Origin of the sequence: Natronomonas salsuginis (assembly GCF_005239135.1) — an archaeon.
GTDB classification, from domain to species: domain Archaea; phylum Halobacteriota; class Halobacteria; order Halobacteriales; family Haloarculaceae; genus Natronomonas; species Natronomonas salsuginis.
The window spans coordinates 195,315-207,566 of sequence record NZ_QKNX01000003.1 but is presented as its reverse complement, the minus strand read 5'-3'; the positions used below and the strand labels follow the sequence as shown (position 1 = coordinate 207,566).

12 protein-coding genes, 1 tRNA gene and 1 rRNA gene are annotated in these 12,252 nt (G+C 65.5%); 9 read left to right on the top strand and 5 right to left on the bottom strand.

The genetic code is table 11. The annotated features are described in order from the left end of the window. Positions 1-97: 97 nt before the first annotated feature. Together rrf and DM868_RS09380 are read left to right on the top strand one after the other, a co-directional pair. Positions 98-219 (top strand): 5S ribosomal RNA (gene rrf, locus DM868_RS09385). Between the two features lie 133 nt (positions 220-352). Further along, a tRNA-Cys gene (locus tag DM868_RS09380) sits at positions 353-428 on the top strand. Between the two features lie 87 nt (positions 429-515). Here DM868_RS09380 and DM868_RS09375 read toward each other — a convergent pair. After that, positions 516-1,247 carry a polysaccharide deacetylase family protein gene (locus tag DM868_RS09375; RefSeq protein WP_137276625.1) on the bottom strand — a complete coding sequence of 244 codons (732 nt, stop codon included), beginning with the start codon at positions 1,245-1,247 and terminating at the stop codon, positions 516-518. A gap of 132 nt (positions 1,248-1,379) precedes the next feature. On the opposite strand from DM868_RS09375, the gene DM868_RS09370 reads away from it, so the two are divergent. Continuing rightward, positions 1,380-2,378: a quinone oxidoreductase family protein gene (locus DM868_RS09370; protein WP_137276624.1), complete on the top strand. Its 999-nt coding sequence runs from the start codon at positions 1,380-1,382 to the stop codon at positions 2,376-2,378. A 98-nt stretch (positions 2,379-2,476) separates the two neighbouring features. On the opposite strand, the gene DM868_RS09365 is transcribed toward DM868_RS09370, so the two are convergent. Together DM868_RS09365 and DM868_RS09360 are read right to left on the bottom strand one after the other, a co-directional pair. Beyond that, positions 2,477-2,713 carry a hypothetical protein gene (locus DM868_RS09365; RefSeq protein WP_137276623.1) on the bottom strand — a complete coding sequence of 79 codons (237 nt, stop codon included), beginning with the start codon at positions 2,711-2,713 and terminating at the stop codon, positions 2,477-2,479. 43 nt (positions 2,714-2,756) lie between these two features. Then, a complete protein-coding gene (locus tag DM868_RS09360) occupies positions 2,757-2,939 on the bottom strand; it encodes a DUF7331 family protein (protein WP_137276622.1) in 183 nt (60 codons plus the stop codon). Between the two features lie 160 nt (positions 2,940-3,099). Here DM868_RS09360 and DM868_RS09355 point away from each other — a divergent pair, with 160 nt between their 5' ends. Both DM868_RS09355 and DM868_RS09350 read left to right on the top strand, forming a co-directional pair. Next, positions 3,100-3,528 carry an HIT family protein gene (locus DM868_RS09355; protein WP_137276621.1) on the top strand — a complete coding sequence of 143 codons (429 nt, stop codon included), beginning with the start codon at positions 3,100-3,102 and terminating at the stop codon, positions 3,526-3,528. 63 nt (positions 3,529-3,591) lie between these two features. Then, positions 3,592-4,296: a CpsD/CapB family tyrosine-protein kinase gene (locus DM868_RS09350; RefSeq protein ID WP_137276620.1), complete on the top strand. Its 705-nt coding sequence runs from the start codon at positions 3,592-3,594 to the stop codon at positions 4,294-4,296. Here DM868_RS09350 and DM868_RS09345 read toward each other — a convergent pair. Further along, the gene (locus DM868_RS09345; RefSeq protein WP_137276619.1) at positions 4,289-4,783 is read right to left on the bottom strand and encodes a DUF7858 family protein; all 495 of its coding nucleotides are present in this window, start codon (positions 4,781-4,783) and stop codon (positions 4,289-4,291) included. The two genes, DM868_RS09350 and DM868_RS09345, sit on opposite strands and share 8 nt — an antisense overlap. Positions 4,784-4,952: 169 nt before the next feature. Between DM868_RS09345 and DM868_RS09340 the strand changes: the two genes are divergently transcribed. From DM868_RS09340 to mutL, 4 genes are all read left to right on the top strand, one after another. Further along, positions 4,953-5,819: a transcription initiation factor IIB gene (locus tag DM868_RS09340; RefSeq protein WP_394347528.1), complete on the top strand. Its 867-nt coding sequence runs from the start codon at positions 4,953-4,955 to the stop codon at positions 5,817-5,819. 43 nt (positions 5,820-5,862) lie between these two features. Beyond that, positions 5,863-6,153: a DUF5789 family protein gene (locus DM868_RS09335; RefSeq protein WP_137276617.1), complete on the top strand. Its 291-nt coding sequence runs from the start codon at positions 5,863-5,865 to the stop codon at positions 6,151-6,153. 104 nt (positions 6,154-6,257) lie between these two features. Further along, entirely contained in the window at positions 6,258-8,924 is a 2,667-nt protein-coding gene (mutS, locus tag DM868_RS09330) for a DNA mismatch repair protein MutS (RefSeq protein WP_137276616.1), read from the top strand. Between the two features lie 63 nt (positions 8,925-8,987). After that, positions 8,988-11,063, top strand: a complete 2,076-nt coding sequence (mutL, locus tag DM868_RS09325; protein WP_137276615.1) for a DNA mismatch repair endonuclease MutL — start codon at positions 8,988-8,990, stop codon at positions 11,061-11,063. A gap of 53 nt (positions 11,064-11,116) precedes the next feature. On the opposite strand, the gene DM868_RS09320 is transcribed toward mutL, so the two are convergent. Next, positions 11,117-12,232 (bottom strand): type I restriction enzyme HsdR N-terminal domain-containing protein, encoded by a 1,116-nt coding sequence (locus tag DM868_RS09320; RefSeq protein WP_246049050.1) that lies wholly within the window; start codon positions 12,230-12,232, stop codon positions 11,117-11,119. Positions 12,233-12,252 lie beyond the last annotated feature (20 nt).

Genomic DNA, 12,252 nt, shown 5'->3' with positions numbered 1-12,252 from the left:
GATGAAGCGGGTCCGGGCGTAAACTGGATCGCATGTACAGCACGGTAGCACCACCGGTATCGGTATACCATCGTGGTTCGACTCCACGAACCGGCGTTAAGGCGGCCAAAGCGGCGGGGCCACTCCCGTACCCATCCCGAACACGGAAGATAAGCCCGCCAGCGTCCCAGCGAGTACTGGAGTGCGCGAGCTTCTGGGAAATCTGGTTCGCCGCCTGCCACTCATTCAACCCCTGCACAGCATCCGCTGTGTGGGGGTTTTGTATTTTTATACGGCGAGTGACGTCGTCGCCGACGTAGCGGTCGCTTTGCACCGCTACGCTTAAATCGGCGTCTCCGTAACTCCTAGACGCGCCAAGGTGGCAGAGTCTGGCCTTACGCGGTTGCCTGCAGAGCAGCTACACGCCGGTTCAAATCCGGCCCTTGGCTTTTTACATCGGGCGAAACGCGCCGCTAGCGACGCGATCTGTCGTACGCATCAGCTGCGAATAAATAGGGTTGGATCCCCAAACTGCCTCACTCGATCCGAACGGGACGGATGCAGTCGAGGACAACGCCGCTCCCGCCGTTCTCGAACTGTTCGGCGACGGAGACGGGGTCGACGTCGGCGATCCACTGTTCAAACGCGTTGAGCCCATCGTGGTACTCGACGACTGGCGGGTGAAACAGGAACGGCCGATCTCCGCCGGCGTCCTCGCGGAGTTGGGCCATCACCTCACTCGGCGGGTGGTCGGGCAACAGCGCGATGTCGAACGGCGTCACGGGTGAGCGAATATCGACGTGGGAGTCACGCTCCGCGGAGCCGAGCACCCATTCGAATCCGACGTCTTCGATCGCCCGGACCGATCCATCGCTGAGATCGAGGAAGGGAACGAAGAAGCCGTCTGGGGTGACGCCGGTGGCGTCCTCGATAGCGGCCATGCCAGTGGTGATCGCGTCGTGGGCGTCGTCGTAGGAGAGGTTGGCGTAGGTGTGGTGGCGGTGGGAGTGAAACGCGATCTCGTGGCCGCCAGCGTCCAGTGTTTCGATGATCGCCGCCTGCTCGTCCGCATCGCGCCCCAAAAATGCGAAACTCCCCGACGCGTCGTTATCCGTCAGCATCGCCGACTGCGCCTCGAAGTCGTCGAGCTCGTACTCGGCGACGCAAAACCACGCTTTCCATCGGTCCTTTTCGGGCAGTTCACCGTCGGTAAAGAGGCTCAACCATGTCTCGAACTCGCGTAGTGTGGGTGCCTCGGCGTCGCGCATGTCGCTGCTCAATTTCGCGGAGACGGGATTAACGCTTTCGTAAAAGGCGGCTTTTATAATAACTGGTGGAGGCTCGCGGTGATTTGGGAACGTGTGGGTAGGTATATTATCTCGTGGAAGGTACCCGTGGGCATGCGCGCAGTACGCTTTCACGAGTTCGGCAAGTCCATCGATATGTATCAGGTCGACGAGATCGATCGCCCGGACCCCCGCGACGACGAGGTGCTGGTCGACATAAGCGCGTCGAGCGTGAACCCCGCGGACACGTACATGACCGAAGGGATGTACGCGCCGCCGGAACTCCCGTGGGTCCCCGGAATTGACTTCGCGGGGACGGTCGTCGAGGTTGGCGATCGGGTCGGCGACCCCGACGCAGCGGGCCAAGCGGCCCACTTCGAGGTCGGAGACCGCGTCTTCGGGACGGGTACCGGAAAGCACGTTCACGGCGGCTACCAGGAGTACGCGGCGATCCCGACGTCACGGGTCGTTCACCTCCCGGACAACATGGATCTGATAACGGCCGGCGGCGTCGGCTGTGCGGCCGTGACGGCGTGGCTGTGTCTCGTCGACTTCGCGGACCTGCAGGTCTCCGATCAGTGTCTCATCCACGGCGGCAGCGGCGGCGTCGGTCACACCGCGGTGCAGATCGCCGACGCCGCGGGTGCGCACGTCATCGCCACGGCGTCACCGGAAAACCACGATCGCGTGCGCGAGCTGGGCGCGGATATCGTCCTCGATTACGCGCGCGACGACCTCGCCGAGGCGATCATCGAGGCGTCCGGCGGCGGCGTCGACGTCATCCTCGACCACCGCCTCGACGAGTACCTCGATCTCGACGCCGAGGTCGCCAACATGGAGGCTCGCGTGATGGGTATCGGCGAGGCGGAGATGGACCCGTCCGTCGGCGTTGCAGCCTCCTCCGCCCCGCGACTGAAGAACCTTACCGTGAAGTTCATGAAGATGTTCAACACGCCCGACCTGAAACCCCCGCTCGAAGGAATCGCCGGGATGATCGAGCGCGACGAGTTGGTCATCGACGTCGCTCGCGAGTACACCCTCGAAGAGGCCGGTCAGGCCCACCACGACGTGATGGCGGACAGCTTCTTCGGGAAACTGATCATTCGACCCTGACCCGTCCCACAGTGCGCTTTTTGTAGTCGATTTCGCTCTGTCACGCGACCCGAAGTGAACGCCGGATACGGCTTTCTTGAACGCTCAGTCGCTGCGCACTACGACTCGTCGACGGTGTCTCGGAGCCGCGGAAGGACTTCGTCGAGTCCCAGTGCAACGATACCCGCGTACAGAGCGACCGCTCCCATGACGGACAGCCAGACCGCGAAGTGCAGGTTCCCGGCGGCGAGGTACTCGGCGCTCGTCAGTTCGGCGAGGACGCCGGCGACGGTGAACCCGGCCGCGATGACCGCGTAGACCAGCAGTTCAACGATCGGAGCGAGGAGCTCTTTCATACCGGTCGGTAGGCCGAGTGTCGTATAAAAAACTGCCGCAGTGCTACGCGCCGACTTCGACGACGAAGTCAGATTGGACCCACATCTCCGGATCGTTCCGGTCGTAGATGACGACCTCCCCGTTGTCGAGCGAAAGATGTCCATACTGTTGGGAGTCCAGCGGCGTTTCCGGCGGTTCGGTCGATGATCCGGGCGATTCGTCCGTATCGGAGGGTGCGTTACTCATTAGCATATATACCGTGGCGGTGGATCGCTATAAGGGTTCGGTCGCCGGTGGCTGGATCGTACATGTTATATGATGAATATGACGCGGACGGTACACACTCGCTCGGTGTCGGATCGGGCCGAGACCAACGTTCATAGGGTTCGACGTCCGAATCTCATTCATGTCCGACAGAACGATCTTCGAACGGATCATCGACGGTGATATCCCCGCGAACATTGTCCACGAAACCGAGCGCGCGGTGGCCTTCCTCGACGCGAACCCGCTCGCCCCCGGCCACACGCTCGTGGTCCCACGGGAACCGCACACCCGGCTTCGAGACGCCCCGCCCGAGGTCTCGGAGAGCGTCTTCGAGGTGGTCCGAACGATCGCGCCCGCCGTCGAGGAAGCCGTCGACGCCGACGCGACCACGGTCGGCATCAACGACGGCACCGCGGCCGGTCAGGAGGTTCCGCACCTCCACGTCCACGTCGTCCCTCGCTTCGAGGGCGACGGGGGCGGTTCGATCCACACCGTGATGGGCTCACTCGCGGACCTCTCCAATCAAGAGCAGGCCGAGATCGGTGAGCGGATCGCCGCTCACATCGAGTGACAGCGGACGAACGTCCACTTGGAGAACAGTACGCTTTTGTTCCGAACCGACCCGTCCGTACGTATGTCCACGACGGTCGCGTTCGTCGGTGCCGCTGGCGGAGTTGGAACCACGAGATTGACCCTCGAATCCGGTCGATTGCTGGCGGGTAACGGGATCGACACGGCAATCCTCGACGCGTCCTACGGGACGCAGGGACTCTCCGACCGTGTCTCCGGACGGCTCGATCCGGACGTGACCGCGCTCTGTCTCCGGGAGACGCCCCTGGAGGAGGGCTTGGTCGACCTGCCGATGGAGGGGGCCGGCCGGCTGGCCGCTTGTCCCGCCCACGCGCCGTTCGAGCGACTCGCTCGCGCGAAGGCCCCCGACGCCGCCGAGCGGTTCGGCGAACTGATCGACGAGGCGGCCCGCCACTTCGAGTGCGTCCTCGTCGATACGCCACCGGTGGCGACGAATCCGGCCGTCGCGGCCGTCACCGCGGTCGAGACGGTCGCGATGATCTGTGACGACGATCGTGCGCAGTCGGCGCTGCCCCGTACCGAGGATCGGTTGGCGGACGTCGGAACGGACTCGTCGGCGACGTTCGTCACCCGGACCTCAGAGCATCCAGACGCGGACGTGGCGATCCCGACGTTCGAGAGGTCGCCGGCGACTGCTCGCGAGACGGCCATCTACGACGCGCTCTGTGACGTGGTTGAGACGGTCACCGATGTGTCGATCGAACGCCCCGAGTCCGAAGGAGTTCTCGACCAACTCCGGTTCAAATGAGGTCGCTGAGACCGCTTCTGGCGTCCGAGAGCGGGTCCTCGTCGTCGAGCGAACACGCGTCGGCGATCGCGGCGTCGGCTCCCTCGATCGGATCGTGGGTCGCGACGTACGCGCCGAGCGCGAACTCGTTGTCGCCGACGCCAGCGAGCGTGCGCGCGTCCGTCCGCGACAGGTCGCCGGTCAGCCAGTCGTCGACGACCCGTTTCGCCGTCGGCGTCAGCGGATCGATCGGCTCCCCGAGGAGGTACAGCGTTTTGGCCGCGGTCGTCTTCGGCACGGTCGCCACGGCGGCCGCGCGGCCGACGCTCGCCCCCTCGGTGTAGGTTTCGACGACTGCGGCCGCGCGTTCGGCCGAACAGGGGAGCTGATCCTCGAACGCGGTGAGTCGCTCTCGAAGCGACGCGTTGGTTCCGTCCGCCGTCGCCACGCCGCGGTCGCGCTGGCGGGTCGTGACTTCGAGTCCGGCGGCGATCTCCGAGAGCGTCATGGATACTAATGGTATGTACTACGTAATAAATCTCGGGGTGATTCGAGACCCCCTCGACGAGCCATCGGATAGAGCGTACCAGTTACCGATACCCTTCTCGGGACGTTTCCCCGCTTATTTCGGCACCTACGCTCCGTTTTTAAAGTACCGTTGCGCCGAAGTCTCACATGTGATGAGCACGACGACACGACAACACTGCCCCGAATGTGATGGCCGACTTCGAAACGCGCGTGCGGAAACCGTTTGCAGCGAGTGTGGTCTCGTCGTCTCCGAGGGCGAACTGGACCGCGGTCCCGAGTGGCGTTCGTTCGCGAACGACGAGACGAATCCCGAGCGGTGCGGCGCTCCGTTGACGCGCTCGCGGCACGACCGGGGGCTCTCGACGGAGATCGGTCGATCGACACGCCTCAAGGGTCGGAAGCGTCGTCAGGTCGCCCGGATGCGAAAACAGCACAATCGGGCGCGGATCTCCTCGAAGCGTGAGCGCAATCAGGTGTACGGCTTCACCGAGATACGACGGCTCACGGGTCAACTGGAACTTCCTGAAACGGTTCGCGATCGCGCGTGCGTGCTCTTTGAGTCCGCACAGGAGGCCGACCTGCTTCAGGGCCGCTGTATCGAGGGGTTCGCGGCCGCGGCGGTGTACGCCGTCTGCCGAACCGCCTCGGTGTCGCGGACGCTCGACGAGATCGTCGCCGTCGCGAGCGCCGACGATGCGGAACTCAAGGTCGCCTACGGCGCGTTGAACCGCGAACTCGAACTTCCGACCGGGCCGATCGATCCCACCGAATACCTCGCGCGGTTCGCCTCGAAGCTCGACGTGCCGATCGACGTCGAACGGGCCGCGCGACAGCTGGCGACCGACGCGCACGAGTCCGGTCTCGCGACGGGACGGAATCCGAGCGGCGTGGCCGCCGCCTGCCTGTACACCGCCGCGCGCGAGGCGAGCTACGATCTCACACAGGCGGCCGCCGCTGACGTCGCGGGCGTTTCGGCGGTGACGATTCGGAACACCTTCCAGGATCTGCGCTCGTGAGGTGGTTCGTAAGGATTAGGATGGGACGTGCCGAAGCACGGCCATGAGCGATTCCGACGACGAAGCAGAAGGGCCTGCGGTTCCGCTCGGGGCGGGCGAGTCCGTCGAGGGCGCGCCGCTCGCGCGGGTGTCCTCGCGGCTCCACTACGCCATCGGCAAACGCGAGATCGTTCGCCGCGAAGGCGACACGGTCATCCGGACGCCAGACGGCCCTCGTGAACTGGCGTCGGTGCTCGAGGAGACTGACGAGGTGTATTTCGACACCAGACGGGCCTTCGAAGCGGCCGTCCAGGACGTCGTCGGGGTCGGTCCGGTGCCGACGGCTGACGAGTGACGATCGCTGCGTTCTGCGTTCAACGACACCGGAGCGGCAGCTTCGACCGCCGTCGCCGCGTCGCACCCGTCACGTTTTAGCGCTCCGCACCCGCCGGTGCGAACATGGCTTCGGGTATCGTCGGGGATTTTTTCGAACTGAAGGCCGACAGCGGGGCCGATCTGTTGGCGATGCAGATGGGTGATTTCTACGAGTTCTTCGGCGAGGACGCCGAGCTGGCCGGTGAGGAGCTCGATCTGAAGGTCTCGGAGCGATCTTCGGGTGGCGAACCGTACGCGATGGCAGGCGTCCCGGTCGACGACCTCACGCCGTATCTGAAGGCGCTCGTCGAGCGCGGCCACCGGGTCGCTGTCGCCGATCAGCGCGAGGTCGACGGCGAGATCGTCCGCGAGATCGTCCGTATCGTCACCCCCGGGACGCTCCTCGAAACCGACGACGAGACCGCACAGTACCTCGCCAGCGTCGCGCGCTCGGGCGACGAGTACGGCCTCGCGCTCTGCGACGTGACGACCGGCCGGTTTCGGGCGACGACGCTGTCGGGCGACCGCGCGATCGATCGGACAATGACGGAGCTGTACCGGTTCGATCCGGTCGAAGTGCTCCCCGGCCCGACCGTCCGCGGCGACGACGACTTCCTCGCGGGGATCCGGTCGGACCTCGACGCTCGATTGACGCTCCACGAGACGGAGACGTTCGCGCCGGGAAGGGCGCGCCATCGACTCGCTCAACAGTTCGGCGACGCCGTCGAGACGGTCGGTCTCTCCGAGGCGGCGACGGCGGCCGCGGGGGCGGCGATCGACTACATCGACGAGACCGGCGTCGGCTCGCTCGCCGCCGTGACCAGACTCGGCGCGTACGAATCCGACGACCACGTCGCGGTCGACGCGACGACCCAGCGCAACCTCGAACTGACTGATCCGATGACCGCGGGTGGAAAGACCCTCTTCGAGACGATCGATAACACCGAGACGAGCGCCGGCGGGCGGCTCCTCGGGGAGTGGCTCACGCGACCCCTGCGTCGGCGGGCCCTCCTCGAATCCCGACAGGCCGCTGTCGACGCGCTGCTCGGCGACGCGCTGGTTCGCGAGGGGATCGCCGAGACGCTTTCGAGCGCTTACGATGTCGAGCGGGCCGCCTCCCGGGCGGTCTCCGGAAGCGCCGACGCCGACGCCCTGCTCCGCGTCCGCGAGACGCTCGCATTGGTGCCCGATCTCTCGGAGCGCATCGACGGCTCGCCGGAACTCGCCGCCTCGCCCGTCGCGGCGCTGTTTTCGGACCTCGACCGGACCGCGATCGCCGATCTCCGAACGGACCTCGACGCCCTCGCGGACGACCCGCCGAAAACGCTCCGTGAGGGCGGGCTGATCGAGCGCGGCCACGACGACGATCTCGACGAACTCATCGAACGCCACGAGTCCGCCCTGGAGTGGTTCGAGACGCTCGAGGAGCGCGAATCGAAACGGCACGGTCTCTCTCGGCTGACCGTCGGCCGGAACAAGACCGACGGTTACTACGTGCAGGTCGGCAAGTCCGAGTCCGACGCCGTCCCCGACTCCTACGAGGGGATCAAGACGCTGAAGAACGCCGAACGGTACGTCTTCGACGAGCTGCGCGAGAAGGAGCGACAGGTCCTCCACCTGGAGGACAAGCGCGCCGAGCGCGAGTACGAGGCGTTCTGTCGGCTCCGCGACGCGGTTGCCGAGCGGGCCGAACTGCTCCGCGCGGTCGGCGAGGCGCTCGCCGAACTCGACGTCTACTGTTCGCTCGCGACCCACGCTGCGAGACAGGGGTGGTCGCGCCCGGAACTGGTCGACGAGCCCGTCCTCGATGTCGAAGCGGGCCGCCACCCCGTCGTCGAGACCGACACCCAGTTCGTCCCGAACGATCTGTATCTCGACCGCGACCGACGCTTCCTGCTCGTCACCGGCCCCAACATGTCCGGGAAGTCGACCTACATGCGGCAGGCGGCGCTCGTCACGCTGCTCGCGCAGGTCGGCTCGTTCGTCCCCGCAACGGCGGCCCGCGTCGGCCTCGTCGACGGGATCTACACGCGCGTCGGCGCGCTCGACGAGCTCGCCGGCGGGCGATCGACGTTCATGGTCGAGATGGAGGAGCTGTCGAACATCCTGCACTCGGCCACCGAGGACTCGCTCGTCATCCTCGACGAGGTCGGCCGGGGGACGGCGACCTACGACGGCATCTCGATCGCGTGGGCGGCGACGGAGTACCTCCACAACGAGATCGGCGCGTTCACGCTGTTCGCGACGCACTACCACGAACTGACCGCGCTCGCCGACGAACTGCCTCGCGTCGAGAACGTCCACGTCGCGGTCGCCGGCGAACCGGACGCCGAGACGCGGACCGGCGCCGCCGTGGACGGATCCAGCGAAGGCGTCACTTTCCTTCGAACGATCGAACCGGGGCCGACCGATCGATCCTACGGCGTACACGTCGCCGACCTGGCTAGCGTTCCGGCCCCCGTCGTCGATCGCGCCGGCGACGTTCTCTCGCGGCTCCGCGAGGAGCGCGCGATCGAGGCGAAAGGCGGCGACTCCGGTGAGCCGGTTCAGGCGGTCTTCGACCTCGCGGATGGCGAGTTCCAGGCCGACGAGCCCGCCGAAGCCGACGGACGCGACGACGCGGACCCGTCGGTCGATCCCGACACCGAGGCCGTCCTCGACGAGCTCCTGAACACGTCGCTCGCCGAAACCTCGCCGGTCGAGCTCATGACCCGCGTTCGAGAGTGGCAGCGACGGCTCGAGGAGGAGTGACGCGATCGGATCGGCCGAGCGAAACGATTACGCCCGATCCGACACACCCTCCGATAGATCCACATGCCGGAGATCAGGGAACTCGACGCGAAGACGCGCGATCGGATCGCCGCCGGGGAGGTCGTCGAGCGCCCCGCCTCCGTGGTCAAAGAACTCGTCGAGAACGCCCTCGACGCGGACGCGACCCGGATCGACGCACGGGTCGAGTCGGGCGGCACCGACCGCATCGCCGTCAGCGACAACGGCCTCGGCATGTCCGAATCCGACGCCCGACTCGCGATCGACGAACACACCACGAGCAAGCTCCAGTCGGTCGACGACCTCGATTCGATCGGCACGCTCGGCTTTCGGGGCGAGGCGCTCCACGCGATCGGTTCGGTCGCCCGGCTTCGCATCGAGACGAAACCGCGCGGCGGCTCGCGCGGGACGGAACTCGTCGTCGAGCACGGCGACCTCCTCTCGTGTGGCCCGACCGGCTGTCCCGAGGGGACGACCGTCGAGGTGACGGACCTCTTCGGCTCCGTTCCGGCGCGGCGGAAGTATCTCAAGACCGAGGCAACGGAGTTCGACCACGTCGCTCGGATCGTCACCGGCTACGCCCTCGCGCGCCCCGACGTCGCGATCTCGCTGCACCGCGACGGTCGCGAGACGTTCGCGACGACGGGCGACGGCGACCGGAAAAGCGCCGTCATGGCGGTCTACGGCCGCGAAGTCGCCTCGTCGATGCTCCCCGTCGAATCCAGTGGCGGCGACGCTCCGCTGTCCGGCGTCGAGGGGCTCGTCAGCCACCCGGAGACGAACCGCGCGGGCCGCGAGTACGTGACGACGCTCGTCGACGGCCGGTACGTGACCGCGGGTGCCGTCCGCGAGGCGATCGTCGACGCCTACGGGAGCCAGCTCGCACCCGACCGCTACCCCTTCGCCGTCGTCGACTTGCGGTTGCCGCCGGGCGGGGTCGACGTGAACGTCCACCCGCGAAAACTGGAGGTGCTGTTCGCCGAGGAAGCCGAGATCAAAGCCGGTGTCACCGACGCGGTCGAGTCGGCGCTCTCGGAAGCCGGATTGCTCCGTTCGCGCGCGCCGCGCGGGCGCTCTGCCCCCGAGCAGACCGAGGTGTCGCCCTCGAACCCCGACGCGGGTTCGCGCTCGTCCGATGAAGCCCGGGTGGACGAGACGAAACCGGACCGTTCCTCCCAGCCGGATCGCCCGTCGCCCGTCGACTCAGCACCTGAATCGAAGATTGACGACCGTTCGACGCGGATCGATGCGGACGATCGAACTGCCGACGGCGATGCCGCCTCGACGCTGTCCTCCCGGTCCGACCCCGACACGACGGACGCGGCCGCGACGCCCGACACTGTCGACGCGGTCGAATCCTCCCCGAAATCGGACGACCCCCGAGCGCCCGACCAGTCGGGGACACGACGCGACGAGCCGGGGTCCTCGCCCGCCCGAAACGCATCTCGGACCACGCAGCGAACCCTCGACGGCGCGTCGACGACCGGCACGCCGTCGGGCTTCGACCGCCTTCCAGCCCTGCACGTCCTCGGGCAGTTCGACGACACGTATCTGGTCGCCGAGTCCGACGACGGCCTCCTCGTGATCGACCAGCACGCCGCCGACGAACGGGTGAACTACGAGCGATTGCGGGCGGCGTTCGACGGCGACGTGACCACCCAGACGCTCGCGGAACCGGTGACCGTCGGCGTCACCGCCCGCGAGGCGGCCATCGCCGAGGAGTATGGGGAAGCGCTCGCGAAGCTCGGATTCAGAACGCACCTCGACGACGACCGGACGCTCGCGGTGACGACCGTCCCCGCGTTCCTCGCCGACCACGTCGGGGAGACCGCCCCCGAGATCGCCCGCGATTTGCTCGGGGAGTTCCTCGGCGGCGACCCCGATGGCACCGTCGAAGCGGTCGTCGACGACGTGTTGGGCGATTTGGCGTGTCATCCCTCGATCAAGGGCAACCGCTCGCTGCGGGAGGGGACGATCGCGGGGCTACTCGACGCACTTGACGATTGTGAGAACCCCTACGCCTGCCCGCACGGCCGGCCGACGATTCTGGAGTTCTCGACCGAGGAGATCGAGACCCGGTTCGAGCGCGACTATCCGGGCCACGGCGGGCGGCGGCGGTAGCCCGGCCAATATTGTTTATATGTGGTAAAAGTCTTTTTAAATAGCAACACTTCCTACCACTCGCCAAGAAATTCGACGGAAAGCCCCACGTGCTCCGCGAGATCACGAATACGAGTTTTCTTTCCTCTGACATTGAGTGATGTGTGGAGGTAGTATCCATTTACCAATTCGTACGGTATCCTCATTTCTTCCCCGTTTGGGTGCACTGGATCGGTGTTGATCGAGCAATTCTTTCGAGCCTGCGGAGGAAAATGTGGTATCTCTATCTGCTCGATCAATCCGTGTTCCTCTATTAAATAATCAACAGCTCGCCCCATGTTTCGTTTTTGTTTCGTATGTCCCCGATCGCTATTCTCTGGAATCCGTTTACCATCTGAAAAACGTATAATGTATCCACCTGTGGATTTTTCAGTATCTGGCGGTGGTGTCTCTATTGTTGTTCCTGTTTGACTCTCTGATCGGCTTGTATCGTCCGTTCCCGGTTCCTCGCTCACGAACTGCCGTTGTTCGCGGAGAACGTCGACGAGGTTCTGTGTGAATTCGCGCGACTGTTCTTCGAGATCGATCGTGAGTTCGCCGACCTCGTTTTCGACCGCTTCGGTCACCGCCGCCGTGACGCTGTCCTCGTTCCCCCGGAGATCTCGAATCGCGCGGTTCGTCTGTGCGACCTGTTCGGCCACCTCGTCGGATTTCCCGGAGCGTATCGACTCCTTCGTCAGCAGTTCGAGGACGTTCGGGTTTCCGGCGAGGTCGTCGAGGTCGAACTGCACGACCGACACCTCCTCGCCGCCGTTCTGCTGACGGTTCTTCGTCAGCACTTCGAATGACTTTCCGTTGGTCAAAATCCCCCAGTCCACGTCCAGCTCTTGGCGCATGTAGCTCCGCAACTGACGGATCTCTCCCTCGCTGAGCGTCGACCTGACTGGTTTCGCCTCGACGAACACGACGGGAGAGTCGCCGACCAACAGGGCGTAATCGACGTGTGTACTCCCCGACGCCATCGGAATCGTGTACTCCAGCGCAACTTCGGTCGAGTAGAGGTCCCAGCCGAGCAGTTCGAGAAACGGCTGTACGAGTTTGACCTTCGTGTTCTCCTCGTCCATCTGCGGTGACGCCTCGATGAGTTGCTGACTCCGCTGGATGTACTCGTCGATCGCTGCCCTGTCCATCGTCGGGGTGTCCGTAACGA

Coding starts and splice junctions, on each gene's coding strand:
- DM868_RS09375 (WP_137276625.1), bottom strand. CDS start 1,247: ATGCGCGACGCCGAGGCACCCACACTACGCGAGTTCGAGACATGGTTG.
- DM868_RS09370 (WP_137276624.1), top strand. CDS start 1,380: ATGCGCGCAGTACGCTTTCACGAGTTCGGCAAGTCCATCGATATGTAT.
- DM868_RS09365 (WP_137276623.1), bottom strand. CDS start 2,713: ATGAAAGAGCTCCTCGCTCCGATCGTTGAACTGCTGGTCTACGCGGTC.
- DM868_RS09360 (WP_137276622.1), bottom strand. CDS start 2,939: ATGAGTAACGCACCCTCCGATACGGACGAATCGCCCGGATCATCGACC.
- DM868_RS09355 (WP_137276621.1), top strand. CDS start 3,100: ATGTCCGACAGAACGATCTTCGAACGGATCATCGACGGTGATATCCCC.
- DM868_RS09350 (WP_137276620.1), top strand. CDS start 3,592: ATGTCCACGACGGTCGCGTTCGTCGGTGCCGCTGGCGGAGTTGGAACC.
- DM868_RS09345 (WP_137276619.1), bottom strand. CDS start 4,783: ATGACGCTCTCGGAGATCGCCGCCGGACTCGAAGTCACGACCCGCCAG.
- DM868_RS09335 (WP_137276617.1), top strand. CDS start 5,863: ATGAGCGATTCCGACGACGAAGCAGAAGGGCCTGCGGTTCCGCTCGGG.
- mutS (WP_137276616.1), top strand. CDS start 6,258: ATGGCTTCGGGTATCGTCGGGGATTTTTTCGAACTGAAGGCCGACAGC.
- mutL (WP_137276615.1), top strand. CDS start 8,988: ATGCCGGAGATCAGGGAACTCGACGCGAAGACGCGCGATCGGATCGCC.
- DM868_RS09320 (WP_246049050.1), bottom strand. CDS start 12,232: ATGGACAGGGCAGCGATCGACGAGTACATCCAGCGGAGTCAGCAACTC.